The organism is Streptomyces mutabilis, assembly GCF_046628145.1.
GTDB lineage: Bacteria > Actinomycetota > Actinomycetes > Streptomycetales > Streptomycetaceae > Streptomyces > Streptomyces mutabilis.
The window spans coordinates 1579704-1604499 of the sequence record NZ_CP176874.1 but is presented as its reverse complement, the minus strand read 5'-3'; the positions used below and the strand labels follow the sequence as shown (position 1 = coordinate 1604499).

The 24796-nt window shown below is 73.8% G+C and carries 21 protein-coding genes; 13 read left to right on the top strand and 8 right to left on the bottom strand.

What is annotated here, in order from left to right; genetic code table 11:
• The first annotated feature begins 24 nt into the window (after positions 1-24).
• A complete protein-coding gene (locus ACLIN4_RS07005) occupies positions 25-1521 on the top strand; it encodes a cytochrome P450 (protein WP_411575586.1) in 1497 nt (498 codons plus the stop codon).
• On the opposite strand, the gene ACLIN4_RS07000 is transcribed toward ACLIN4_RS07005, so the two are convergent.
• Positions 1515-2495: an RluA family pseudouridine synthase gene (locus tag ACLIN4_RS07000; RefSeq protein ID WP_107476818.1), complete on the bottom strand. Its 981-nt coding sequence runs from the start codon at positions 2493-2495 to the stop codon at positions 1515-1517. The two genes, ACLIN4_RS07005 and ACLIN4_RS07000, sit on opposite strands and share 7 nt — an antisense overlap.
• A 169-nt stretch (positions 2496-2664) precedes the next feature.
• Between ACLIN4_RS07000 and ACLIN4_RS06995 the strand changes: the two genes are divergently transcribed.
• Positions 2665-3246 carry a GNAT family N-acetyltransferase gene (locus ACLIN4_RS06995; RefSeq protein WP_107476819.1) on the top strand — a complete coding sequence of 194 codons (582 nt, stop codon included), beginning with the start codon at positions 2665-2667 and terminating at the stop codon, positions 3244-3246.
• Positions 3247-3315: 69 nt separating this feature from the next.
• Here the strand turns inward: ACLIN4_RS06995 and ACLIN4_RS06990 are convergent, their stop codons facing one another.
• Complete coding sequence (locus ACLIN4_RS06990; protein WP_107476820.1) at positions 3316-4161, bottom strand: siderophore-interacting protein; 846 nt, start codon at positions 4159-4161, stop codon at positions 3316-3318.
• A 184-nt stretch (positions 4162-4345) separates the two neighbouring features.
• Positions 4346-5251 carry a 5'-3' exonuclease gene (locus ACLIN4_RS06985; RefSeq protein ID WP_078949161.1) on the bottom strand — a complete coding sequence of 302 codons (906 nt, stop codon included), beginning with the start codon at positions 5249-5251 and terminating at the stop codon, positions 4346-4348.
• A 241-nt stretch (positions 5252-5492) separates the two neighbouring features.
• On the opposite strand from ACLIN4_RS06985, the gene ACLIN4_RS06980 reads away from it, so the two are divergent.
• From ACLIN4_RS06980 to ACLIN4_RS06965, 4 genes are all read left to right on the top strand, one after another.
• Entirely contained in the window at positions 5493-6581 is a 1089-nt protein-coding gene (locus ACLIN4_RS06980; RefSeq protein ID WP_100047457.1) for a quaternary amine ABC transporter ATP-binding protein, read from the top strand.
• A complete protein-coding gene (locus tag ACLIN4_RS06975) occupies positions 6574-9189 on the top strand; it encodes an ABC transporter permease/substrate binding protein (protein WP_100047458.1) in 2616 nt (871 codons plus the stop codon). The genes ACLIN4_RS06980 and ACLIN4_RS06975 overlap by 8 nt, the downstream gene beginning before the upstream one ends.
• A 453-nt stretch (positions 9190-9642) precedes the next feature.
• Positions 9643-10212 carry a helix-turn-helix domain-containing protein gene (locus ACLIN4_RS06970; protein WP_100047459.1) on the top strand — a complete coding sequence of 190 codons (570 nt, stop codon included), beginning with the start codon at positions 9643-9645 and terminating at the stop codon, positions 10210-10212.
• A gap of 25 nt (positions 10213-10237) precedes the next feature.
• Positions 10238-10957, top strand: coding sequence for a helical backbone metal receptor (locus ACLIN4_RS06965; RefSeq protein WP_107476822.1), 720 nt, complete (start codon positions 10238-10240; stop codon positions 10955-10957).
• Here ACLIN4_RS06965 and ACLIN4_RS06960 read toward each other — a convergent pair.
• Positions 10884-12041: a TDT family transporter gene (locus tag ACLIN4_RS06960; protein WP_100047461.1), complete on the bottom strand. Its 1158-nt coding sequence runs from the start codon at positions 12039-12041 to the stop codon at positions 10884-10886. The two genes, ACLIN4_RS06965 and ACLIN4_RS06960, sit on opposite strands and share 74 nt — an antisense overlap.
• A gap of 70 nt (positions 12042-12111) precedes the next feature.
• Between ACLIN4_RS06960 and ACLIN4_RS06955 the strand changes: the two genes are divergently transcribed.
• A complete protein-coding gene (locus tag ACLIN4_RS06955) occupies positions 12112-13080 on the top strand; it encodes a LysR family transcriptional regulator (protein ID WP_269958404.1) in 969 nt (322 codons plus the stop codon).
• Positions 13081-13229: 149 nt separating this feature from the next.
• Here the strand turns inward: ACLIN4_RS06955 and ACLIN4_RS06950 are convergent, their stop codons facing one another.
• Positions 13230-13922, bottom strand: coding sequence for a gamma-glutamyl-gamma-aminobutyrate hydrolase family protein (locus ACLIN4_RS06950; RefSeq protein WP_107480581.1), 693 nt, complete (start codon positions 13920-13922; stop codon positions 13230-13232).
• Positions 13923-14007: 85 nt separating this feature from the next.
• Entirely contained in the window at positions 14008-14742 is a 735-nt protein-coding gene (locus ACLIN4_RS06945; RefSeq protein ID WP_179350428.1) for a FadR/GntR family transcriptional regulator, read from the bottom strand.
• Between the two features lie 73 nt (positions 14743-14815).
• Between ACLIN4_RS06945 and glnA4 the strand changes: the two genes are divergently transcribed.
• The 4 genes from glnA4 to ACLIN4_RS06925 are packed head-to-tail and all read left to right on the top strand — an operon-like array spanning position 14816 to position 19385.
• Positions 14816-16177: a gamma-glutamylethanolamide synthetase GlnA4 gene (gene glnA4, locus ACLIN4_RS06940; protein WP_411575585.1), complete on the top strand. Its 1362-nt coding sequence runs from the start codon at positions 14816-14818 to the stop codon at positions 16175-16177.
• 7 nt (positions 16178-16184) lie between these two features.
• On the top strand, positions 16185-17603 hold the full coding sequence (locus ACLIN4_RS06935; RefSeq protein ID WP_381913610.1) for an aldehyde dehydrogenase family protein: 1419 nt from the start codon (positions 16185-16187) through the stop codon (positions 17601-17603).
• Entirely contained in the window at positions 17600-18382 is a 783-nt protein-coding gene (locus tag ACLIN4_RS06930; RefSeq protein ID WP_100047465.1) for a 3-oxoacyl-ACP reductase, read from the top strand. The genes ACLIN4_RS06935 and ACLIN4_RS06930 overlap by 4 nt, the downstream gene beginning before the upstream one ends.
• Before the next feature lie 37 nt (positions 18383-18419).
• Entirely contained in the window at positions 18420-19385 is a 966-nt protein-coding gene (locus ACLIN4_RS06925; RefSeq protein ID WP_381913639.1) for a DUF2510 domain-containing protein, read from the top strand.
• Between the two features lie 14 nt (positions 19386-19399).
• Here the strand turns inward: ACLIN4_RS06925 and ACLIN4_RS06920 are convergent, their stop codons facing one another.
• Positions 19400-20602, bottom strand: a complete 1203-nt coding sequence (locus tag ACLIN4_RS06920; protein WP_411575584.1) for an amino acid deaminase/aldolase — start codon at positions 20600-20602, stop codon at positions 19400-19402.
• A gap of 976 nt (positions 20603-21578) precedes the next feature.
• Here ACLIN4_RS06920 and ACLIN4_RS06915 point away from each other — a divergent pair.
• Positions 21579-22601: a hypothetical protein gene (locus tag ACLIN4_RS06915; RefSeq protein WP_411575583.1), complete on the top strand. Its 1023-nt coding sequence runs from the start codon at positions 21579-21581 to the stop codon at positions 22599-22601.
• Entirely contained in the window at positions 22598-23776 is a 1179-nt protein-coding gene (gene mycP / locus ACLIN4_RS06910) for a type VII secretion-associated serine protease mycosin (RefSeq protein ID WP_411575582.1), read from the top strand. Before ACLIN4_RS06915 ends, mycP begins: the two co-directional genes overlap by 4 nt.
• Here mycP and ACLIN4_RS06905 read toward each other — a convergent pair.
• Positions 23761-24747, bottom strand: a complete 987-nt coding sequence (locus tag ACLIN4_RS06905) for a serine hydrolase (protein WP_411575581.1) — start codon at positions 24745-24747, stop codon at positions 23761-23763. The two genes, mycP and ACLIN4_RS06905, sit on opposite strands and share 16 nt — an antisense overlap.
• Between the last annotated feature and the right edge of the window lie 49 nt (positions 24748-24796).

Here is a 24796-nt window from a genome sequence, read left to right as displayed (position 1 = left end):
ACACCTCTGTTGCGGAGCGACACTGTGACGCCTGAACGCCACGCCCCCACCGGAACGGGCGACCCCCTGCTCGAACCACCACCCGGCTGCCCCGCGCACGGCCTCGGGCCGGGCGGACTGCACCGGCTGCACGAGGCCGACGACCTGGACGAGCTGTACGAGAAGCTGCGCGAGCAGCACGGGCCGGTGGCACCGGCGCTGCTCCACGACGACGTACCGATGTGGGTGGTCCTCGGCCACGCCGAGAACCTGCACATGGTGAGCACACCCGCCCAGTTCTGCCGCGACAGCAGGATCTGGACCCCGCTCAACGAGGGCATGGTCAAGCCCGACCACCCGCTGATGCCCCACATCGCCTGGCAGCCCATCTGCTCCCACGCCGAGGGCGAGGAGCACAAGCGGCTGCGCGGCGCCGTCACCAGCGCCATGGCCGACATCGACTACCGGGAGCTGCGCCGCCACATCAAGCGGTACACCCAGCGCCTCGTCAACCGGTTCTGCGAGGAGGGCCGCGCCGACCTCGTCGGCCAGTTCGCCGAGCACCTGCCGATGGGCGTGATGTGCCACCTCCTCGGCATGCCGGACGCGTACAGCGACCGGATGGTGGAGGCGGCGCGGGACACGCTCAAGGGCACCGACACCGCGATCGCCAGCCACGCCTACCTCATGGAGTCCCTGGGCCGGCTCGCCGCCGAGCGCCGGGCCCGCCCCGAGGACGACATCGCCGGCCGGCTCGTCACCCACCCGGCCGGACTCACCGACGACGAGGTCAGGGAACACCTGCGGGTGGTGCTCCTGGCCGCCTACGAGGCGACCGTCAACCTCATCTCCAACGTACTGCGCGTGGTGCTCACCCACCCGGGCTTCCGAGCCCAGCTCAACGGTGGCCAGATGCCCGTGTACGAGGCGGTCGAGCAGTCCCTGTGGGACGAGCCGCCGTTCAGCACCGTCTTCGCCTACTTCGCCAAGCAGGACACCGAACTGGGCGGTCAGCGCATCCGCGCGGGCGACGGGCTGCTGCTCGGCATCGCGCCCGGCAACGTCGACCCGCGCATCCGCCCCGACCTGGAGGCGAGCATGCAGGGCAACCGCGCCCACCTCGCCTTCGGCGGCGGCCCGCACGAGTGCCCGGGCCAGGACATCGGGCGGGCCATCGCCGACGCGGGCATCGACGCCCTGCTGATGCGGCTGCCCGACGTGCAGCTCGCCTGCGACGAGGACGAGCTGAGGTGGCGCTCGTCGATCGCGTCCCGGCATCTGGTGGAGCTGCCCGTGCGGTTCGAGCCCAAGGCGCAGCAGGACATCAGGCAGCAGCCGAGCCACGCCCCGGCCCCGGCCCAGCGCACGGCCTGGCACGTCGGCATCCCGCGCCCGGAGGAGCGCCCGGAACCGAAGGCCCCCGCGCACCCGCCGGAGCCCGTGTCGTTCACGGCCGCGCAGCCCCAGCCGGGGTCCGAACCGCAACAGCCCCGTCCGCGCGGCGCCTGGCAGCGCTTCCTGCTCTGGTGGCGCGGCTACTGACGGTCCGGCACGTCGGCGTGCGCCGCCCAGTCGGCGTACGCCGTCCAGGCGCCCAGGGACCGGGTGCTGCGGAACAGGTGATCGCGCCCCGTGACCGGATCGGTGAACGCGAGCTCCCGCGCCAGCAGTTGCAGCGGGCGCCGGAAGTCGCCGGGCGGCACGGGCGGGGCGACCACGGGGTAGAGGGGGTCGCCGAGGATCGGCAGGCCGAGCGCGTTCATGTGGACGCGCAGTTGGTGGGTCTGTCCGGTGCGGGGCACGAGCCGGTACCGGCCCAGCGCGGGCCCGGGGCCGGTGCGGTGCTCGATCAGCTCCACGCGGCTGACCGCGTTCGGCTCACCCTCGACCTCGCGGGCGGCCAGGACGCCGCGTTCCTTCAGGATCCGGCTGCGTACGGTCCGGGGCAGGGCGAGCGCGGGGTCGTACGGGGCGACGGCCTCGTACGCCTTGCGCACCAGCCGGTCGCGGAACAGGCCCTGGTACGCGCCCCGCTCCTCGGGGCGCACCGTGAACAGCAGCAGTCCCGCGGTGAGCCGGTCCAGGCGGTGCGCGGCGCCGAGCGACGGGATGCCCAGCTCGCGGCGGAGCCGGGCGAGCGCGGTCTCGGTGACGTGCCCGCCGCGCGGGGTGGTCGCCAGGAAGTGCGGCTTGTCGACGACGACGATGTGCTCGTCGCGGTACACCGTCTCCAACGGGAAGGGCACCGGCACCTCGGCGGGCAGCTCCCGGTGGAACCAGAGGAACATCCCGGGTTCGAACGGAGCGTCCCCCGGCACCGGCCGCCCGTCCGCCCTCACGAACGACCCCGCCTCGAACATGCCGTCGACGACGCCGGGGCCCGCGCCGGACAGGCGCTCCGTCAGGTGGTCCCGCACCGTGGCCCACGGCCCGTCCGCGGGCAGCCGCACCCGCACCGCGTCGATCCCGTCGCGCTGGGGGAGGGGTGAGGGCGGGGGAGAGGTGCGGCGTCTCATCGCCTGCCAGCGTACGAGGCGGCGGGCCGGGGCCGGGAACCGGCGGGCCGAGGCCCGGGGGGAAACCGGTGGACGGTGCCGGGGATCCGGTGTGCCCGTCCGGGAGCCCGCTGGATCTGCCCCGGAAATCCACTGGGCCGTCGGCCGGCCCCGTTGGCAGGATGCGCCCATGCCCTACTTGACGAGTCCCGTCCTCCCCGCCGGCACCCTGTCCCGTACCCCGCAGCCCACACTCCCCACCGGCGACGGCTTGCTGCTGCGCCCGTGGCGGGCCGAGGACGCGCCCGCCGTCCACGCCGCCTTCCAGGACCCGGTGATGCACCAGTGGCACGTCCGGGCCGCCCACTCCGAGGAGGAGGTGCGCGGCTGGATCGCCGAGTGGCAGCGGTGCTGGCAGCAGGAGCGGAACGCCCAGTGGGCCGTCGCCGACGCGGCCGACGACCGGCTGCTCGGCCGGGTCGCGCTGCGGCAGGTGCTGCTGGAGGACGGGGTGGCCGAGGTCGCCTACTGGACCACTGCGGCGGCCCGCGGCCGGGGCGTCGCCGCCCGCGCCACCGAGGCGCTGGCCCGCTGGGCGCTGGACGACATCGGCTTCCAGCGCCTGGAACTGACCCACGCCGTCGGCAACGAGGCCTCCTGCCGGGTCGCCGCCAAGGCGCGCTTCACCCTGGAGGGCACCAAGCGCAGCGCCGGGCTGCACGCCGACGGCTGGCACGACATGCACCTGCACGCGCGGGTGCGCGGCGACTGACAGGCGCGGGTGCGCGGCGCCCGAGCGAGGGAGGCGGGCGCCGGTGTCACCGGGGCGGCACCCGGAGCGCTACGCAGCCGAGGCCGTGCCCTCCTGCTCCGCCTCGATGCGGGCGTTCCACTCCGGCTTCGACGCCTGCCAGCCGTCCTCGTTGTGGCCGAGGCGCCAGTAGCCGGAGATGGAGAGGTCCTCGCGCGGGATTTCCCGCTCCACCCGCAGGAGCCTGCGCAGCTCCTTCACGCAGGCCGCCTCGCCGTGCACGAAGGCGTGCACCCGGCCCTCGGGGAAGTCCAGGCCGCGCACGGCCTCGACCAGGGCCTGGCCCACCGGACGGTCGCCGCGGTGCAGCCAGACCACCTCCACGTCGGAGTCGATCTTCTGCTCCTCCTGCTCCCCCTCCACCTCGACGAAGGCGAAGGCGCGGGCGCCGTCCGGCAGTGCCTCCAGGGACCGGGCGATCGCCGGCAGCGCGCTCTCGTCACCGGCGAGCAGGTGCCAGTCGGCGGCGGGGTCGGGGGCGTAGGCGCCACCGGGGCCCAGGAAACGAACGGTCTCGCCCGGCCGGACGCGCTTCGCCCAGGGCCCGGCCAGCCCCTCGTCGCCGTGGATCACGAAGTCCAGCGTCATCTCGCGGTGCTCGGCGTCCCACTGGCGCACCGTGTACGTCCGGGTCACCGGCCACTGCTCGCGCGGGAACTCCTCACGGACGCGTTCCATGTCGAAGGGCTCCGGATAGGTCACGCCCTTGGGCGGGAACAGCAGCTTCACGTAGTGATCGGTGCAGGTGTCCGCCGAGAAGGCGGAGAGCTCCTCGCCGCCGAGCACCACACGCTGCATGTGCGGGGTGAGCCGCTCGGTGCGCACGACCTGCGCGGTGTGCGGCTTGCGCGGCTTGCGTCCCGGACGGTCTGCCATGACGGCCTCCCTGCTCCCTGCGTGAGGGCTCCCTGAGTTAGGTTTACCTAAGTTAGCATCCCCGTCCCGGTTGTCGCGTCATGTGCGAGGGGCTCAAAGCCCCCACCCGCACGCAAGGTACGGCTTCCCCTCCTCGGGACTCCGATTCACCGCGTCCGGCACCGCCCGCCCCGTACGGCACCGCTCAGGCGGCGAGTGTCGCCAGCAGCCGCTGGAGGGAGCCGCCCAGTCCCCAGCGCGCCGCCAGCCCGTCCAGCGCCGCTGCGTCGCGCGGCGCGCGCGGCAGCGCGGTGTCGACGTCCGGCAGCGGGACGTCGTCGGCGACCCGGACCACCTTCGGGGCGACCGCGAGGTACGGCTCGGCCTCGGTCAGCCGCTTGCGCTGCGAGGGCGTGAGCTTCGCCCGGGGGTCGTGGACGGCGGCCTGGATCCCGGCCAGGTCCCCGAACTCGGCGAGCAGTTTGGCCGCCGTCTTCTCGCCGATGCCCGCCACGCCCGGCAGGCCGTCGCTGGGGTCGCCCCGCAGCAGCGCCAGGTCGGCGTACCCGCGCCCGTCGACGCCGTACTTCTCCCGCAGTGCGGCCTCGTCGGTGAGGGCGAGGGTGCCGACGCCCTTGAGGGGGTACAGCACGCGCACGCCCCGCGCGTCGTCCACGAGCTGGTAGAGGTCCCGGTCGCCGGTGACGATGTCGACCGGGCCCGCGGCCCGCGCGGTGTAGGTGCCGATCACGTCGTCCGCCTCGTACTCCGGGACGCCGACGCGGGCGATGCCGAGCGCGTCGAGGACGGCCTCGATGACCGGGACCTGCGGCGAGAGGGTGTCGGGGACCTCCTCGGTGTCGGGGCCCGACGCCTGCTCCTCGGCGACGCGGTGCGCCTTGTAGGTGGGGATCAGCTCCACCCGCCACCGCGGTCGCCAGTCGGCGTCCATGCAGGCGACCAGGTGGTCGGGCCGGTGGTCCTTCACCAGGCGGTCGATGAAGTCGAGGAGTCCGCGCACGGCGTTCACGGGCGTGCCGTCGGGTGCCTTCACGGAGTCCGGCACGCCGAAGTAGGCGCGGAAGTAGAGGGAGGCGGTGTCGAGAAGCATCAGTCGTCCGGTCACGCCTCGCATCATGCCGCAGTGAGTGTGGGCGAGTGATGGAGGGTGTGTGAACTGGATCACTTAAATGTTTGCCCCATAAGGATCGGGGCAGGCGCGCAGCCGGGCCGAAGCTGGTTGATGCATTCAACTGTTAGCGAGTCTTCGTATCGACGATCCCTCGCTCGACGAGTCTGCGCATGAGCGAGTTTTCACGCCCCTGTCCCTGCCCCCGATCCAAGAGGTAAGCGTGTCAGCGAGGCTAGAGGCCGAGAACCTGTACAAGGTCTTCGGCAGAAAACCGGACCAGGCAGTCGAACGACTGCGCCAGGGAACCGACCGGAAGGAACTGCACGCCGGCGGCACCACGGCCGCCGTCATCGACGCGTCCTTCACCGTGGAGCCCGGCGAGATCTTCGTGGTCATGGGGCTGTCCGGGTCCGGCAAGTCCACGCTGCTGCGCATGCTCAACGGTCTGCTGGAGCCGACCGCCGGGCACGTCCGTTTCGGTGGTGAGGACCTCACCGAGATCAGCGGACGCCGGCTGCGCGAGGTCCGCTCCCGGAAGATCAGCATGGTCTTCCAGCACTTCGCCCTCTTCCCGCACCGCAGCGTCCGTGACAACGCTGCCTACGGTCTTGAAGTGCAGGGCGTGCCCCGCGCCGAGCGCGAACGCCGCGCCGACGAGGCGCTCGCCCTGTGCGGCCTGGCCGGCTGGGAGAAGTCCTGGCCGGACGAGCTGTCCGGCGGCATGCAGCAGCGCGTGGGCCTGGCCCGCGCGCTCGCCACCGACGCCGACCTGCTGCTGATGGACGAGTCCTTCAGCGCCCTCGACCCGCTGATCCGCCGCGACATGCAGGACCAGCTGATCGAGCTGCAGAAGACCCTGAAGAAGACCATCGTCTTCATCACCCACGACCTCAACGAGGCCATGCGCCTGGGCGACCGCATCGCCGTCATGCGGGACGGCCGGATCGTGCAGATAGGCACCGCGCAGGACATCCTCATACGTCCCGCCAACGAGTACGTCGCCTCCTTCACCCAGGACGTCGACCGCTCCCGCGTGCTCACCGCCGGTGCCGTCATGGACACGGAACTGCGCGGCGACGAGGCCGACTGCGCCTGCGAGACGGCGACGCCCGCCACCCCGTTCACCGAGCTGTGCGCGATCAGCACCCGCGTGCCCCACCCCGTCGCGGTGCTCGACGGCGACGGCGACCTCGTGGGCGTGGTTCCCTCCCGCCGCCTCATCGGCTTCCTGGGCGACGAGCAGGGCGAGGCCGGTACCTGCGACTCCCCGCGCGACAAGGGCGGCGAGAAGGTGATGACCCGTGCCTAGGATTCCGCTCGGCGACTGGGTCAACGAGGCCGTCGACTGGCTGCTCGAACACGTCGCGTGGCTCTTCGACTTCCTCAAGACCGTCTTCACCGGCACCTACGACGGCATCAACGCCGTTCTCCAGGCGCCCGAACCGCTCCTCCTCGTCGGCATCTTCGCGGTCATCGCCTTCTGGCTGCGCGGCACGCTCGCCGGTGTTCTCACCTTCCTCGGATTCGCGTTCATCGTCTCCATGGAGCTGTGGGAGAACGCGATGATCACCCTGGCGCTGGTGCTCGTCGCGACCATCATCGCGCTGGTCGTCGCGGTGCCCGTCGGCATCTGGGCGGCCCGCTCCGACCGGGTCAGCGGCATCGTCCGGCCCGTGCTGGACTTCATGCAGACGCTGCCCGCGATGATCTACCTCATCCCGGCGATCCTGTTCTTCGGCACCGGTGCCTCCGCGGGCATCGTCGCCACCCTGATCTTCGCGCTCGCCCCGGGCGTGCGCATGACCGAGCTGGGCATCCGCCAGGTCGACAAGGAACTGGTCGAGGCCGCCGAGGCCTTCGGCACCTCCCCCCGCAACACCCTGCTGCGCGTCCAGCTGCCGCTGGCTCTGCCCACGGTGATGGCGGGCGTCAACCAGGTCATCATGCTCGGCCTGTCCATGGCCGCGATCGCCGGCATGGTCGGCACGGGCGGCCTGGGCGGCGACGTCAACGAGGCCATCGGCCAGCTCAACGTCGGCCTCGGCTCCGAGTCCGGTGTCGCCATCGTGATCCTCGCGATCTACCTGGACCGCATGACCAGCGCCCTGGGCACCCAGGTCTCGCCGCTCGGCCGCCGCGCCGCCGCCAAGGCCCGCAGCATGGGCGGCATGAAGATCTGGTCCTACCGGCCCCGCCCGCAGGTCGCCGTCATCGGCGTCGTCATCCTCGGCCTCGTGGCCGGCGGCATGGGCATGTTCGGCGGCTCCGGCGACACCGAGACCGTCGCGAACGGCAAGAACGTCGGCCAGGGCAAGAAGATCACCCTCGGCTACGTCCCGTGGGACGAGGGCGTCGCCTCCACGTTCCTGTGGAAGGAGATCCTCGAACAGCGCGGCTACGAGGCGGAGGCCAAGCAGTTCGACGCCGGGCCGCTCTACACCTCCCTGGCCCAGGGCGACATCGACATCGTCACCAACGCCTGGCTGCCGACCACCCACGAGCAGTACTGGAAGAAGTACGGCGACCGGCTCGACGACCTCGGCTCCTGGTACGACGAGACGTCGCTGGAGCTGACCGTCCCCGCCTACATGAAGGACGTCAACACGCTGGCGGACCTCAAGGGCAAGGCCGACCTGTTCAAGGGCAAGATCACCGGCATCGAGTCCAGCGCCGGTGAGATGGCCCTGCTGAAGAGCAAGGTCATGGGCGCCTACGGCCTGGAGGACGAGTACAAGGTCGTCGACAGCTCCACCCCGGCGATGCTGGCCGAGCTGAAGAGGGCGATGAGCAAGAAGGAGCCCATCGTCGTCACGCTCTGGTCCCCGCACTGGGCGTACAACGACTACGACCTGAAGAAGCTGAAGGACCCCGAGGGCGCCTGGGGCAAGGGCGACGGCGTGCACACGCTCTCCCGCAAGGGCTTCGCCGCCGACGATCCCACCGCCGCCCGGTGGATGAAGGACTTCAAGCTCACCGAGAAGCAGCTCACCAGCCTCGAGGCCGAGATCAACAAGTCCGGCAAGGGCAAGCAGCAGGAGGCCGTGCGCACCTGGCTGAAGGCCAACCCGGGCCTCGTCGACAAGCTCGCCCCGGTCGAGGGCGGCTCCGGCGCCACCCCGGCCGAGGCCAAGCGTCCGCTGGACGTCGCCTGGTTCCCGTGGGAGGAGGACGTCGCCGTCACCTACCTGTGGAAGAACGTCCTGGAGCGGCGCGGCTACAAGCTGAACCTGAAGCAGATGGACGTCGGACCGGTCTACACCGGCCTGGCCACCGGCGACCTGGACCTCAACTTCGACGCCTGGCTGCCGCACGCCCAGAAGAACTACTGGGACAAGCACAAGAACAACCTCACCGACCTGGGCACCTGGTACGAGCCGACGTCCTTGGAGATCGCCGTCCCCTCGTACGTGAAGGACGTCAAGTCCCTCGAGGACCTCAAGGGCAAGGCCGACCTCTTCGACGGCAAGATCATCGGCATCGAGCCCGGCACCGGTCAGATGCAGCTGGTCAAGAACGACGTCATGCCGGCCTACGGCCTCCAGGACGAGTACGAGGTCGTCGACGGCTCCACGCCGGCGATGCTGGCCGAGCTCAAGCGCGCGCTGGCCAAGAAGGAGCCGGTCGCGGTCACGCTCTGGTCCCCGCACTGGGCGTACAGCGAGTACGAGCTGACCAAGCTGAAGGACCCGAAGAAGTCCTTCGGCGCGAACAACACGATCCACACCATCTCCAGCAAGGCGTTCCCCGAGCAGTACCCGCAGCTCACCGAGTGGATCAAGAACTTCCGCATGAGCGAGGACGAGCTCGGCACCCTGGAGGCGGAGATCAAGGACCGCGGCCAGGGTCACGAGGAGGAAGCCGTGGCCGCCTGGCTCGAGGAGCACCCGGACATGGTCGGCCGGATGACCCCTCAGTAGTACGACCGTGACGGCACCGGTACGGCCTCGCCGTACCGGCCGCCACGGGGGTGGGGCCCGCCCGCCACGGGGGTGGGCCCGGGACACGCTTCGCTTCGAAGACGCGTTCCGGGCCCACCCCTTTGACGTGCGGCCGGGACACGGTAAGGATTCGGTCAACCACGGAGCGCCAACCGACCGCCCGAGCCTCGCTCCACCGGGGCGGGAGAGGCTGGCGGGAACATGCGGGACCGTCCGGGCCTTGAACCGGTAAGGCGTCCGGCAGGGCGGACGGGAGGCCCGAGGGATGGCGAGAAACGTGAGGTCGCGGCCACCGCACCGTGACATCGATGTGACGGCCGCATGAAACGGTTTGCCGAACATGCGTAGGGTGCAGAGAACTCATCAGGGAGACGGCGCCCGCACCGGGGCACCGCGACGGTGCGACGACGGGTGAAGGAGGGAGCCGGAGCGATGGGCGACCACAAAGATCAGCAGCTGCGGGTGGGCGCGGCCGTACGGCGGCGGCGCCGGTCCCTGGAACTCACCCTCGCCGTCGTCTCCGAGCGCAGCGGCCTGTCCGTGCCCTTCCTGAGCCAGATCGAGAACGACCGGGCGCGGCCCAGCCAGAGCTCCCTGGAGAAGGTGGCCGACGCGCTGCGCACCACCGCCGTCGAACTGCTCGCCGCCGCCGACCCCGCGTGCAGCGTGGACGTGGTCCGGGCCGAGGATCCCGACCCGGAGCTGGCGCCCAGGGTGCGCTCGCTGGTGCGCGGACACCACCAGATGCACGCCTCGGAGTTCACCGGCGACCACGACGCGGGCCGTGAACTGCAGTACCGCAACGACCAGTTGATGTTCGTCGCCGAGGGCGCCGTGGAGATCGAGGCCGAGGGCCGCGCCTACCGGCTCGGACGCGGCGACACGCTGTACCTGACCGGCGGGGTGCGGCACCGCTGGCGGGCCACGGTGCCCGACACCCGGCTGATCGTGGTCGCCGTCGCCGAGCACATCGAGGCGGTACGGGGAGGACCCCGCCGGTGAACGCCACGCCGGAAAGGACGCGCGGGTGAGGGTCGTCTCCCTCGTGCCGTCGCTGACCGAGGCCGTGGCCCGCACGGTCCCGGGCGCCCTGGCCGGAGCCACCGACTGGTGCACGCACCCGGCGGACCTGGACGTCGTGCGCGTCGGCGGCACGAAGAACCCGAAGACCGACCGCGTCCTCGCCCTCGCACCCGACCTGGTGGTCGCCAACGAGGAGGAGAACCGCGCCCCCGACCTGGACGCCCTGCGCGCGGCGGGCGTCGAGGTGCTGGTGACCGAGGTGCGCACGGTGGCGCAGGCCTTCACCGAACTGGACCGGGTGCTCACCGCCTGCGGGGCACCGGCCCGACCGCGGTGGCTGGACGAGGCGGAGGCCGCCTGGTCCGCCCTGCCCCGCCCCGGGCGGCGCACCACGGCCGTCGTACCCATCTGGCGCCGGCCCTGGATGGTCCTGGGCCGCGACACCTTCGCCGGCGACGTACTGGCCCGCCTCGGCGTCGACCACCTGTACGCCGCTCACACCGAGCGTTACCCGAAAATCCCCGTCGAGGAAATGCGGGCGGCCCGCCCGGACCTCGTGGTCCTGCCGGACGAGCCGTACCGCTTCACCGCCGACGACGGCCCGGAGGCGTTCCCCGGCCTGCCCTGCGCCCTCGTCGACGGGCGGAGCCTCACGTGGTACGGGCCGTCGCTGGCCGAGGCGCCCCGGGTGCTGGGCGCGGCCCTGCGAGCAGCGCGCCGCTGAACAGGCCGCGCGCGGTGTGCACGGCGGCGACGGCCCAGGCGGCGACGAGGACGGCGTACAGGACGACGGTGAGCGCGTCGTAGGCGGCGAGCCCCGTGTGCCGGGCCAGTGCCTCGGCGCCGGTGACACAGGTGCCCACCGGGAAGGTGAACGACCACCAGGTCATCGAGAAGCCCATGCCCTCCCGCCGCGCCCGCACGACGTGCGCGACGGCGAGGCACAGCCACATCAGCGCGAAGCCCATCACCGGCACGCCGTACAGGACGGCGAGCACCCCGAAACCCTCCGCGTACGGGCCCGGCACGACCCCCGGGGCGACATCCGCGAACTTCCCGACGGCCGTCGTCGACTGCCCGAGCGGGCCCAGCACCAGGAACAGCGACGGGGTGAGCGCGAGCGGCAGCGGGCCGCCGGTGAGCAGCCGGCCGAAGATCACCGGCAGGGTCACCAGGGTCGCGAGCAGGCTCACCCCGAACATCGCGACACAGGCGAGCAGCAGCGTCTCGCGGGGCTGCCCCGGCGGGAGGTGCGGCACCAGCAGCGGCCCCACGGCCGCGGACACCATCGGCGCGACCAGCGGCAGCAGCCAGACGGGACTGGCCTGTCCCGGCTCGATCCGGTGCCGTACGGCCATCAGGTACGGCACGGCGACCGCCGCCGCCAGTCCGACGGCCGTACCGGCGGTGAACAGCACGGTGTCCAGCGCCACCGCGGCCGAGGTGCCGATCCAGTCCCGGCCGACGGTCACGGCGCCGCCGCCGACCGCCAGCAGGGCCATCGACAGACAGCCGTAGAACGGGGCCGCCGCCGGGTCGAGCAGATGGGCGCGGGCCTGGTCGCGGTGGTGGACCCAGTGCAGCGAGCGGGCCACCAGGAGGGCCGCCAGCAGGACCAGGGACAGTGCCCATACGGTGGTGCACGCGGTCCGCAGCCCGGGTACGTGCCGGGGGAGCGCGGCTCCCGCGGTGCCGACGATTGCGGTGCCCATGACGCAGGCGTACCAGTTGGGCCCGAGGTGACGGACCGCCGGGACGCGCCGGGCCGGGACGGAGGCGGACGACAGGGGCTGGGCTGCGGTGACCATGCGTCCACCGTCCCGGGGGCCGAAGCCTCTGACCAGGGACCATGTCCCTATGAGGGCATAAGCTGGGGTTATGAGCAGCAGTGCGGGCGGTACGAACGGTACGGGCGACACGGAGGGCGCGCAGGACGCACGGGGGCGGCATGTGACGGGCTCACTGGCCCACCGGGTACCGGATCTCGGGGCCCTGGAGCTGCTGCTGGCGGTGGCTCGCCTGGGCAGCCTCGGCGGGGCGGCACGCGAGCTGGGCATCACCCAGCCGGCCGCCAGCAGCCGCGTCCGCTCGATGGAACGTCAGCTGGGGGTCGCCCTGGTCGACCGCTCGCCGCGCGGTTCCCGGCTCACCGACGCCGGCGCGCTCGTCACGGACTGGGCGCGCCGGATCGTGGAGGCGGCCGAGGCGTTCGACGCGGGCGCGCAGGCGCTGCGGGACCGGCGGGACTCGCGGCTGCGGGTGGCGGCGAGCATGACGATCGCCGAGTACCTGCTGCCGGGCTGGCTGGTCGCGCTGCGCGCCCAACTGCCGGACACCGCGGTGTCGCTGCTCGCCGGCAACTCGACGGCGGTGGCGGAGCGCCTGCTGGCCGGCGAGGCCGACCTGGGCTTCGTGGAGGGGGTGAGCGTCCCGACGGGCCTCGACTCCGCGGTCATCGCCCACGACCGGCTCATCGTCGTGGCGGCACCGGGCCACCCGTGGACCCGGCGCCGGCGTCCGCTCGAGGCGGCGGAGCTGGCGGCGACCCCGCTGATCCTGCGGGAGAAGGGCTCGGGCACCCGGCAGGTCCTGGACGCGGCCCTGGGCGGCCTGGCCCGCCCCCTGATCGAACTCTCGTCGACCACCGCCGTGAAGGCCGCCGCCGTGAGCGGCGCCGGTCCCTCCGTCCTCAGCGAACTCGCCGTCGGCGAGGAGCTGAGCACCCGGCGCCTGGTCAGCGTGCCGGTCGCGGACGTCGCCCTGGCCCGCGACCTGCGCGCGGTGTGGCCCACGGGCCACCGCCCGACGGGCCCGGCCCGCCGGCTCCTGTCCCTGACCCGGGCGTAGGGCCGCGGGGCCCGTCCTCGACCCGGGCGCATGGCTGCCGGGCTGCGGGGCGCACGCCGGTGCCGGGCACCCGCGCGAGTCTCCGTCGGCCGCGGAGCGGGGGCGGTGCCGGCCCCACCTCGCCGCCTCCCGCCGGCAGCGGAGGCGGCTCAGGCCCCGCCCGCCGCCTCCACCAGCGCCCGCATCACCCGTACGTCCTCGCCCATCTCCGGGTGCCACTGCACCCCGAGGACCCAACCGGGGCCGGACGGCAGCTCCAGGGCCTCCACCGTGCCGTCCGCCGCGTGGGCCGAGGGGACCAGCCCCGCCCCGAGCCGGTCCACCGCCTGGTGGTGGTACGTGGGCACGAACACCTCCTCCGGCACGACACCGGCGTACAGCGTCCCGGGCACCGGAGCGACCGGGTGACCGCCGAAGACGCCCACCACCTCGGCGTGCCCGTCGATGTGCTGGACGAGGGTGCCGCCGAGCGCGACGTTGAGCAGCTGCATGCCCCGGCAGACGCCCAGCAGGGGGACGCGCGCGGCCAGGGCCGCCTCGATGAGCGCCAGTTCCCAGGTGTCCCGGGCCCGGGCGGGCGGGCCGGTGCGCGGATCGGGTTCGGCGCCGTAGCGGACCGGTTCCACGTCCGGGCCGCCCGCGATCACCAGCCCGTCGAGGCGGGCGACCGTGGCGGCGGCGTGCTCCGGCGCGTCCGGCGGGAGCATCGCGGCCAGTCCGCCCGCCCGCTGCACGAGCCGCGGATACCCGGCGGGCAGCAGCGCCGCCTCCAGCTCCCACACGCCCCAGCGCGCCCCGGACTCCAGATACGTACTGACGCCGATCAGCGGCCTGTCCGCCATCGTCCGACCTCCCGCGCCCTACCCGCAATGGACCGTAGGCATACCTTTGCCGGGGCAGGCTTCCGAGGCAAGACGCCCGCCCGCCTCACGCCAGGAACCCGCGCAGCAGCGCCGCCGTCCCCGCGCAGTGCTCCCGCGTGATCTCCCGCGCCCCGTCCGCGTCCCCGTCCAGCACCGCCTCCACCAGCGCCGCGTGCTGGCGCTGGGAGTGCTCCAGGTTGCGCACCAGCAGCGGGATGCAGTCCAGCAGGTCGTTCAGGGTGGCCCGGACCGCCGCGTACTGGGCGGCCAGCGCGGGCGAACCGCACAGCTCCGCCAGGGTGAGGTGCAGCATCGTGTCCAGCCGCCGGTACTCCGCCAGCGGCGCCTCCCGCGTGCCGGCCAGCGCCGCCCGCAGCCGCGCCGCCTGAGCACCGGTCAGCCCGTGCGCCGCGCACAGCCCGGCCGCGCCCACCTCCAGCACCTCCCGGAAGCGCAGTACGTCCTCGAGGTCGACCCCGGCGACCCGGCGCCGCAGTTCGTCCTCGCCGCCCGCGTCGGCCCGCGCCAGCACGAACGTCCCGCCGTACCGCCCCCGCCGCGCCTCCACCAACCCCTGGTCCTGGAGCACCCGCAGCACCTCGCGCAGCGTCACCCGGCTGATCCCCAGCCGCTCCGCGAGCTCCCGCTCGGCGGGCAGCCGCTCACCACCGGACACCAGGCCCAGCCTGACGACCTGGAGGATCTGCTCCAGCGCCTCCTCGAACCCGTTGCCGGCCCGCACCGGCCGCAGCACCGGCGCGAGCCGGTCCGTCACGCTCCCCGGGCTTTCCTCCGGCATGCGGCCGCGCCCCCTTTCCAAGCAATGGTCCCCGGCAATACCTTATGGCTCCCGGCCGAAGGAGGCTCCCCCCGTGGCAGCAGACCGCACACCCCCGCTCGCGGTCGAGGAACTGCACGCGCTCGTCGCCGCCGGTGACATCGACACCGTCGTCCTGGCCTTCCCGGACATGCAGGGCCGCCTCCAGGGCAAACGGTTCGCCGCGCGCTTCTTCCTCGACGAGGTCCTCCGGCACGGCACCGAGGGCTGCAACTACCTCCTCGCCGTCGACGCCGACATGAACACCGTCGACGGCTACGCGATGTCCTCCTGGGACCGCGGCTACGGCGACTTCGCCATGCACGCCGACCTGGCCACCCTGCGCCGCCTGCCGTGGCACGAGGGCACCGCGCTGGCCGTCGCCGACCTGGCCTGGGAGGACGGCTCCCCGGTGCTCGCCGCGCCCCGCCGGATCCTGCGCCGCCAGCTGGAGCGCCTCGCCGAACACGGCCTCACCGCGCAGGCCGGCACCGAGCTGGAGTTCATCGTCTTCCGGGACACCTACGAACAGGCCTGGGACGCGAACTACCGCGGTCTGACCCCGGCCAACCAGTACAACGTCGACTACTCCGTCCTCGGCACCGGCCGCGTCGAACCCCTGCTGCGCCGCATCCGCAACGAGATGGCCGGCGCCGGTCTCACCGTCGAGTCCGCCAAGGGCGAGTGCAACCCCGGCCAGCACGAGATCGCCTTCCGCTACGACGAGGCCCTGGTCACCTGCGACCAGCACGCGGTCTACAAGACCGGCGCCAAGGAGATCGCCGCCCAGGAGGGCATGTCCCTCACCTTCATGGCCAAGTACAACGAACGCGAGGGCAACTCCTGCCACATCCACCTCTCCCTCGCCGACGCCGACGGACGCAGCGTCATGGCCGACGGCCCCGGCATGTCCGAGGTCATGCGGCACTTCCTCGCCGGACAACTCGTGGCGCTGCGCGAGTTCTCCCTCCTCTACGCCCCGCACATCAACTCCTACAAGCGCTTCCAGCCCGGCTCCTTCGCCCCGACCGCCGTCGCCTGGGGCCACGACAACCGCACCTGCGCCCTGCGGGTCGTCGGCCACGGCCGCTCGCTGCGCTTCGAGAACCGGCTCCCCGGCGGCGACGTCAACCCGTACCTCGCGGTGGCCGGCATGGTGGCGGCCGGCCTGCACGGCCTCGAACAGCGGCTGGAGCTGCCCGAGCCCTGCCCCGGCAACGCCTACGCCGCCGGCTTCGAACACGTCCCCACCACGCTGCGCGAGGCCGCCGAGCTGTGGGAGAACAGCACCCTCGCCAAGGCCGCCTTCGGCGACGAGGTGGTCGCCCACTACCGCAACATGGCCCACGTCGAACTCGACGCCTACGACGCCGCCGTCACCGACTGGGAACTGCGCCGCTCCTTCGAACGCATGTGAGGCCCCCTTGTCCCACTCGCCCCACTCGCCCCACGAGCCGCATGAACTACGGGTACTGAACCCCGCCACCGAAGAGGTCGTCGCCACCGTCCCCGCCGCCTCCGCGGCCGACGTGGACGCCGCCGTCGTACGGGCCGCGCGGGCGCAGACCGCCTGGGCCGCCCTCGCCCCCGGCGACCGGGCCCGGCTGCTGCGCCGCTTCGCCGCCGCCGTCGACGACCACCTGGAGGAACTGGCCCGGCTGGAGGTCACGGAGGCCGGGCACACCCTCGGCAACGCCCGCTGGGAGGCCGGCAACGTCCGCGACCTGCTCGACTACGCCGCCGGGGGAGTGGAGCGGCTCACCGGCCGGCAGATCCCGGTCGCCGGCGGCCTGGACGTGACGTTCCTGGAACCGCTCGGCGTGGTCGGTGTCATCGCCCCCTGGAACTTCCCGATGCCGATCGCGGCCTGGGGCACGGCACCGGCGCTGGCGGCGGGCAACGCGGTCCTCCTCAAGCCCGCCGAGACGACCCCGCTGACCGCGCTCCGCCTGGCCTCACTCGCCCTGGATGCGGGTCTTCCCGAAGGACTGTTCCAGGTGCTGCCGGGACTGGGGCCGGTCGCGGGCGACGCGCTGGTCGAGCACCGGGGCGTCGCGAAGGTCGTCTTCACCGGGTCGACGGCCGTGGGCCGGCAGGTCGCCGCCAAGGGCGCGGCCCTCCTCAAGCCCGTCACCCTCGAACTCGGCGGCAAGAGCCCCAACATCGTCTTCGCCGACGCCGACCTGGAGGCCGCCGCGGCCGCCACCCCCATGTCCTTCCTGGACAACTCCGGCCAGGACTGCTGCGCCCGCACCCGCATCCTCGTCCAGCGCACGGTGTACGACCGCTTCCTCACCCTCCTGGCCCCCGCGATCGAGTCGGTCCGCGTCGGCGACCCGGCCGACGAGAGCACCGACATGGGCCCGCTCATCTCCCGCGCCCAGCTGGACCGCGTCCGCTCCTACGTCCCCGACGACGCCGACGGCATCCGCGGCAAGGCACCCGAGGGCGGGCCCGGATTCTGGTTCCCGCCCACCGTCCTCACCGGCGTCGACGCGCACGCGCCCGTGTCCGTCGAGGAGGTCTTCGGGCCCGTCGCCGTCGTTCTGCCCTTCGACGACGAGGCCGACGCGGTGCGCCTGGCCAACGCCACCGACTACGGCCTCTCCGGCTCGCTGTGGACCCGGGACGTCGGCCGCGCCCTGCGCGTGTCGAGCGCGGTGCGTGCCGGGAACCTGTCGGTCAACTCCCACTCCAGCGTGCGCTACTGGACGCCGTTCGGCGGCTTCAAGCAGTCGGGCCTCGGCCGGGAACTGGGGCCGGACGCGCTGACCGCCTTCACCGAGACCAAGAACGTCTTCATCAGTGACATCCCGTCGAGCACGGAGGACCCCGCACAGTGAGCGAAGACATCGTCTGCCGCAGGCTCGTGGACCGCACCGCCGTCGTCACCGGAGCGGGCAGCGGCATCGGCCTCGCGACCGCCCGCCGGCTCGCCTCCGAGGGCGCCCACGTCGTGTGCGGCGACGTGGACGAGACCCGGGGCAAGGCGGCGGCCGAGGAGACCGGCGGCACCTTCGTCAAGGCCGACGTCACCGACCCGGAGCAGGTGGAGGCGCTGTTCAGGACGGCGTACGACACCTACGGCAGCGTCGACGTCGCGTTCAACAACGCGGGCATCTCGCCGCCGGACGACGACTCCATCCTGGAGACCGGCCTGGAGGCGTGGAAGCGCGTCCAGGAGGTCAACCTCACCTCCGTCTACCTGTGCTGCAAGGCCGCCATCCCCTACATGCGGCGCCAGGGCCGGGGCTCGATCATCAACACCGCGTCCTTCGTCGCGCGGATGGGCGCCGCCACCAGCCAGATCTCTTACACCGCCTCCAAGGGCGGCGTCCTCGCCATGTCCCGGGAGCTGGGCGTGCAGTTCGCGCGGGAGGGCATCCGCGTCAACGCCCTGTGCCCCGGCCCGGTCAACACCCCCCTGCTGCAGGAGCTGTTCGCCAAGGACCCGGAGCGGGCCGCGCGCCGCCTGGTGCACATCCCGCTCGGCCGGTTCGCCGAGGCGGAGGAGATCGCCGCCGCCGTCGCCTTCCTGGCCAGCGACGACTCCTCGTTCGTGAACGCCACCGACTTCCTGGTGGACGGCGGCATCTCCGGGGCGTACGTCACACCGCTGTAGCCGGGCGCGGGCGGCGTCCTACAGTGCCGGGATGAGCATGTCGCCGCCGCCCGGCTGGTACCCCGATCCGTCGGCCCCGCACCAGGAACGCTGGTGGGACGGATCGGCCTGGACGGAGCACCGGCGCGTGCCCGGCGCCGCCGGGTACGCGGCCCCTCAAGCGCCGCCGCCGTCGCCCCTGCCGCCCTACGCGGGCGGCCCCGGGCAGCGTCGCCCCGCCGGCGGTACCGGCCGTGCGAAGGCGGTCGCCCTCACCACCGCCGCGGCCGTGCTGGTCGCGGCAATCGTCGGCGGAGTCCTCCTCCTCGGCGAGGACGACGGCGGCGCACCCGAGGCGCAGACGCCGCCGGTCTCGTCCCCGGCCACCGACCCGGCGCCGGTCAGCACCGCACCGACTCCCTCGCCGCCCCCTTCGGGGCCCTCCGCGGACGACCCGGCCGTGGTCGAGGACCCGCTCAACGGCATCACGTTCCCGCTCCCCGACGGCTGGGTGCGGCCCCGGTACGTCGCCGAGGACGACGTCATGATGACCACCGACGGCACCTACGACTGCCCCGGCGACGGCGGCGTCTGCCGGCACGGCCTGGTCATCTCCCGCACCGTCACGGGCAAGGCCGAGTCCTCCCCGAAGGCCCTCGCGGAGCAGGACATCGAGGACGCGGCCGACGACGCCTACGACCGCGACCCGGCCGGCGGCAAACCCTTCGGCGGCATCGAGTCCCACGAGCGGGTCGGCGCCGGGCCGGTCGCGGTCGCCGGACGCGCCGGGTACTACGTGCGCTGGCGGGTGACGACGGCGAAGGGCCCCGGCGGCTACGTGCAGTCGCTGGTCTTCCCCTCCACCGTCGGCACCGAGTCCCCGATCCTCGTCCGCTACGTCTTCGACGCGGGCGAGGAGGGACCGCCGCTCGCCACGATGGACGAGATCACCGACGGCATCCGCCCCGTCGGCGACGCGGACACGGGCGGCGGCGTGGGCAGCGGCATCGGCCCGACGGACTGAGCCGCCGGGCCGCGCTACAGGAAGGCGTGGCCCTCGCCCCGGTACGTCGGCACCGTCGCCGTCACCGCGTCCCCCTCCACCAGGTGCAGGGTGTCGAACCGCTCGCACAGCTCACCGGCCTTGGCGTGCCGGAACCACACCTTGTCGCCGATGAGCAGGTCGTCGGCGGGCGTGCCGAGCAGCGGCGTCTGCACCTCGCCGGCGCCCTCCTGGGGGTCGTAGCGCAGCCCCTCGGGGAGGTAGGGCACCGGCAGCCGGTCCCTCCCGGCCGCACCGGAGGCCGGGTAGCCCCCGCCGAGCACGGTCACGACCCCGACCCCGGGGCGCCGTACGACGGGCTCGGCGAACAGGGCCGCCGGACGGCCCCGGAACGACGTGTAGTTGTCGAACAGCCGCGGCACGTACAGTCCCGATCCGGCGGCGATCTCCGTGACCGCCTCCTCCGCGGCGGTGTGCTGCACGCTGCCCGTGCCACCGCCGTTGACGAACTCCAGGCCGGGCACCACGGCCCGGACCGCACGCACCACCGCGGCGCGCCGCTCGGCCAGCTCCCGGCGGGCCGCGGCCTGCATCAGCCGCACGGCACGCGAGCGCAGCGGCCGGCCCGCCACCGCGTCCCCGACACCGGCCACATGCCCCTCGTACGCCATGATGCCGACGACCTCGAACCCGGGCCTGCGGGCCACCGCACGGGCCAGGTCGGCGACCTGGGCGGGGGAGTGCAGCGGGGAGCGCCGGGCCCCGACCCGCACCCGCCCGCCGAACAGCTTCAGCGAGGTGTCCAATTCCAGGCAGACCCGCACGACTTCCCGGCCGCCGTCGCGCGCCGCGTCGATCAGGTCGAGCTGGGCCGGGTCGTCGATCATCACGGTGACGGCCGCGGCGAGCTTGGGGTCGGCGGTCAGCTCGGCGTACCGGGCGCGGTCGGCCGACGGATAGGCGAGCAGCACGTCCTCGAAACCGGAGCGCGCCAGCCACAGGGACTCGGCCAGCGTGAACGACATGAGTCCCGCGAAGCCGTCCCGCGCCAGGGCCCGTTCGAGCAGCGCACGGCAGCGCACGGACTTGCTGGCGATCCGGATCGGCTTCCCGCCGGCCCGGCGGAGCAGGTCGTCGGCGTTCGCGTCGAAGGCCTCCAGGTCCACGATCGCCACGGGGGCGTCCAGATGGGCGGTGGCCCGGTCGTAACGGGCCCGGTCAGCGGCGCGCGCAGTCATGACCGCAGCCTGCCAGACAGGATTACCGCGGGGTAGGGGGACGTTCCGGGCCAATGCCACGGGCGCGCGGACTGGTTCCCCGCCGAGCGGGGTCACGCCGTAGAGTGACGCGCACGCACGGTGGGACTACCCCGGCGGCCGGGGCTCCGGGCTCCGCGCCGGATGGGGCTCCTCCCGTGCGGGTATGCGTGCCCGGGACGGATCGTTCCGCGCCGGGCCGGGGCAGGAGACCACATCACCGGCCCGCGCCGGAGAAGCGGCCCGGGCTCGAGGAAACGGGGGGTGCATGAGCACGGAAGCGCGCCGCGCCTCCCAGCCCCCACGCCCCGCCGTACCCCCCGGACCCACGGCACCGTCCGCCCCCGCGACCCCGCCCGGCCCCGCGACTCCGCCCCGCCCCGCGACCCCGCCGCACGCGGACCTCCCGCCTCGCCAGGACGCTCCGCCGCACGCGAGCACCCCGCCGCGCCCGAGCACCCCGTCTCGCCCCGCGACCCCGCCGCACGCGGACCTCCCGCCTCGCCAGGACGCTCCGCCGCACGCGAGCACCCCGCCGCGCCCCGGGACGCCGCCCTCCGCGGAGGCGGTCCCGTCTCGCGCGGACGAAGGCCGGCACCCTGGGGACCGCGCGGGCGATCCGACCGCACCGCGTCCGGAGAGCGGTCCGGTCGCACCGCGTCGGCAGGGCGGCCCGGACACCGACGGGAGCGCCCGGCCCCGCTACCCGCGCTTCCGACTCGGCGACTGGCGGAGCGCCGCCGACGCGCCCCCGCCGCCCCGGGCATCCGCCCGCTTCCCGGACGTCCCGCCGACCGCCGGCCGCGAGACCCCCGGCGGGAGCGGCACGCCGCCGGTCCGCCGGTCAGCGACGCCCTCGTCAGGCCGTGCCGGCGACTCCTCGCCCGCCGGCTCCGGAGCGCCTGCCCAGCACCCGCGAGCAGGCACCGCGCCCACGACGCCACCCCACCGTCCGACCTTGCCCGCGGAGAACGCGTCCGAGACGACCAGGCGCCTCCGCCCGATCCCGGCGGAACCGGACCCGGAACCGGAACCGACACCCGCACCGGACTCCGCGCCGGGACCGCACAGCGCGTCCCGCCCGGCGGACAGCGTCACCGCCCCCGACCCCGCGCTGTCCTGGGCGGCCCCGAACGCCCCCACCGCCTCGGGCGACGCCCGCCCCCGGGTGACGTTCGGGGAGCCCGAGGGGTACGACGGACTCGCCCGGCCGCGTTCGCTCGGCGGGCGCGGGCGGGCACAGGCCATGGCCGCGGCGGTCTGCCTCGTGCTCGGGCTGGGACTGGTCACCGGTGCCGTCACCGGCAGCTGGCTCGCCGGGGACTCCGGGGACGACGGTGCGCACAGCGCGTTCACCGCGGCCGGGGACCTGTGGCACAGCGTGCCGGTCGACCAGCTCTTCCCGCCCACCGTCCGGGGACAGGGCGCCGGACCCGGTGGCGCCGACCGCACCTGGACCCGGGTCGCCGTCGCCCCGGACAGCGACTGCGCGGGTGCGTTCGACCCGCTGCTGGCCAAGGTCCTCGACCCGGTCGGCTGTGCGCGCCTGGTGCGCGCCACCTACGCCGACGCCACCAGGAGCCACGTCACGACCGTCGGCCTGCTCTTCGCCAAGGCCGACGCCGCCGCCATGACCGCGCTGGCCGGCCGGTTCGAGAAGGAGGACCTGGGCCGCCGCACGGACCTCATGCCCCTGCCGTACGCCGCCGAGGACACCGTCGCCGCCGGATTCGGCGCGCCGCAGCGGGCCTCGTGGACCGTCTCCGTCCTCACCGACGCCCCCGTCGTCGTCTACGCCGTCTCCGGCTGGGCCGACGGCCGCACCGTCGACGAACCCGAGCCCGCCGAGGAGGCCATGGAGACCGGCGCCACCTCGGCCCCCGCCCAGGCCGGCCTCGGCCACGAGGCGCAGGGCCTCGCCGACTGCGTCGAACGCGCCCTGCGCAAGAACGTCGGCACGCCCACGGAGCACCCCTCGTGAACACCAACGCGACCCGTACGACGGGAGCCCTGAGCCTCCTCCTCGCCGCCGCCCTCGTCCTGATCCCGGCACCGGCCGCGCACGCCGACGGCATCCGCGCCCAGCAGTGGGCCCTGGACGCCATGCACACCCAGGAGGCGTGGCGGACCACCAAGGGCGCCGGCGTCACCGTCGCCGTCCTCGACACCGGCGTCGAGGCCGACCACCCCGACCTGGCCGGCAACGTCCTCACCGGCAAGGACCTGGTCGGCTTCGGCGCGAGCGAGGGCGACCGCGCCTGGGCCCGGCACGGCACCGCCATGGCCGGGATCATCGCCGGCCACGGACACGGGCCGGGTAACGCCGAGGGCGTCATGGGCATCGCCCCGGAGGCGAAGATCCTTCCCCTTCGGGTGATCCTGGAGGACGGCGACTCCTCCCGCACCAAGGCCCGCAAGACCCGCGGCAACGCGCTGGCCGAGGGTATCCGCTGGGCCGCCGACCACGGCGCCGACATCATCAATCTCTCCCTCGGCGACGACTCCGCCTCCGCCCACCCCGAACCCGCCGAGGACGAGGCCATCCAGTACGCCCTGAAGAAGGGCGTGGTCGTCGTCGCCTCGGCCGGCAACGGCGGCGAGAAGGGCGACCACATCTCCTACCCCGCCGCCTACCCGGGCGTCATCGCCGCGACCGCCGTCGACCGCTACGGCACCCGCGCCTCCTTCTCCACCCGCCGCTGGTACGCCACGGTCAGCGCCCCCGGCGTCGACGTGATCATCGCCGACCCCGACCACCGCTACTACGAGGGCTGGGGCACCAGCGCCGCCTCCGCCTTCGTCTCCGGCGCCGCCGCCCTGGTGAAGTCGGCCCACCCGGACCTCACCCCGGCCCAGGTCAAGGACCTCCTGGAGGACACGGCCCGCAACGCTCCCGCCGGTGGCCGCGACGACTCCCGCGGCTACGGCTTCGTCGACCCCGCCGCCGCCATCGAGGCGGCCGGACGGCTGAAGCCGGAGGGCCTGAAGTCGGCGGCGTACGGCGAGAAGTACTTCGGCCCGGGCCCGGACGCCCCCGCCTCCGACGACGACCCCTCGGCCTGGGCGGGCCCGCTCGCCGGCAGCGCGGGCGGGGTCATGATCGTCGCGGCCGTCGTCCTGTGGCGCGGCCGCCGCGAACGCTACGACGACTTCTGACCGGCGCCGGCCCCACCGGCCTCCGCGAACACCGACACCGCCGCCCTCGCCGCCGCCTCCGTCAGCGCGATCCCCTCCGCCTGCGCAGCGCTGCCGCGAGAGACCACCGCCACCAGACGGTCCCGGCCGCCGGCCGTGACCCGCCCGATGCTGTTCACCACCCACAGCCCCGTGGTGCTGCGCCGCAGCCAGCCGTTCTTCAGCGCCCACGCCGAACCGTCCGCGCCACCGTCGGCCGCCGCCGACACACCCCACCGCTGACCGTCGACGACCGCCCCCATCAGCCCCCGCGCATACGCCCGTGAGGCCTCGCCCAGCTCCGAACCGTCCGCCACGAACACCTGCCGCAGCAGCGTGACCTGGTCGGCGGCCGTGGTCTGTGTCAGCCCCCACAGCGGTCCGTCGCCGCCCGCGGTGCCCGTGAGCCCGAAGCGCTCGTTCGCCGCGTCCAGCCCGTCCGCCTCGCCGATCGTCCGCCACAGCGCCGAGGCCGAGTCGTTGTCGCTCTTCTCGATCATGGCGGCGGCGTACGACTTCTCCGCGGCGGTCAGCGTCCGGCCCGCGTCCTCGGCCCGCAGCAGCAGCGCCGCCAGGATGTCGACCTTGACGATGCTCGCCGTGTCGAAGACCCCCGTGCCGTACGCGGCGCCCACGCCGGAGGCCGGGTCGAGCACCGCCACCGACACCTCGGCGCCGTCCGGCACGGTCACCGACGCCATGGCGGCGGCCAGCACCGCGTCCCGGTCCACGTCCGGCTCGACCGTCTCCACCGATGCCTCCCCGTCCGCACGCGCCGAGGCCGACGACGATACGGCGCCGCCGGCACCGGGGCGTGCGTGCCCCTGCCGGTACACGGCCCCGGCGGCCGTACCGCCCACGACGACGCACGCGACCAGGGCGGCACACACCCGCGCGCGCCGCCGCCGGACACGTCGGGCACGCCGGGAACGCCGGGTTACGGAAGGGGACATGCCCGCGATGCTGCAGGCGGTGGCTGTGCGTTCCTCGGGACGGACGTGA

Bases quoted from the DNA above. Each gene is read 5' to 3' on its own strand.
- ACLIN4_RS07000 (WP_107476818.1), bottom strand. From the start codon at position 2,495: ATGAGACGCCGCACCTCTCCCCCGCCCTCACCCCTCCCCCAGCGCGAC.
- ACLIN4_RS06995 (WP_107476819.1), top strand. From the start codon at position 2,665: ATGCCCTACTTGACGAGTCCCGTCCTCCCCGCCGGCACCCTGTCCCGT.
- ACLIN4_RS06990 (WP_107476820.1), bottom strand. From the start codon at position 4,161: ATGGCAGACCGTCCGGGACGCAAGCCGCGCAAGCCGCACACCGCGCAG.
- ACLIN4_RS06985 (WP_078949161.1), bottom strand. From the start codon at position 5,251: ATGCTTCTCGACACCGCCTCCCTCTACTTCCGCGCCTACTTCGGCGTG.
- ACLIN4_RS06970 (WP_100047459.1), top strand. From the start codon at position 9,643: ATGGGCGACCACAAAGATCAGCAGCTGCGGGTGGGCGCGGCCGTACGG.
- ACLIN4_RS06960 (WP_100047461.1), bottom strand. From the start codon at position 12,041: ATGGTCACCGCAGCCCAGCCCCTGTCGTCCGCCTCCGTCCCGGCCCGG.
- ACLIN4_RS06955 (WP_269958404.1), top strand. From the start codon at position 12,112: ATGAGCAGCAGTGCGGGCGGTACGAACGGTACGGGCGACACGGAGGGC.
- ACLIN4_RS06950 (WP_107480581.1), bottom strand. From the start codon at position 13,922: ATGGCGGACAGGCCGCTGATCGGCGTCAGTACGTATCTGGAGTCCGGG.
- ACLIN4_RS06945 (WP_179350428.1), bottom strand. From the start codon at position 14,742: ATGCCGGAGGAAAGCCCGGGGAGCGTGACGGACCGGCTCGCGCCGGTG.
- ACLIN4_RS06925 (WP_381913639.1), top strand. From the start codon at position 18,420: ATGTCGCCGCCGCCCGGCTGGTACCCCGATCCGTCGGCCCCGCACCAG.
- ACLIN4_RS06920 (WP_411575584.1), bottom strand. From the start codon at position 20,602: ATGACTGCGCGCGCCGCTGACCGGGCCCGTTACGACCGGGCCACCGCC.
- ACLIN4_RS06905 (WP_411575581.1), bottom strand. From the start codon at position 24,747: ATGTCCCCTTCCGTAACCCGGCGTTCCCGGCGTGCCCGACGTGTCCGG.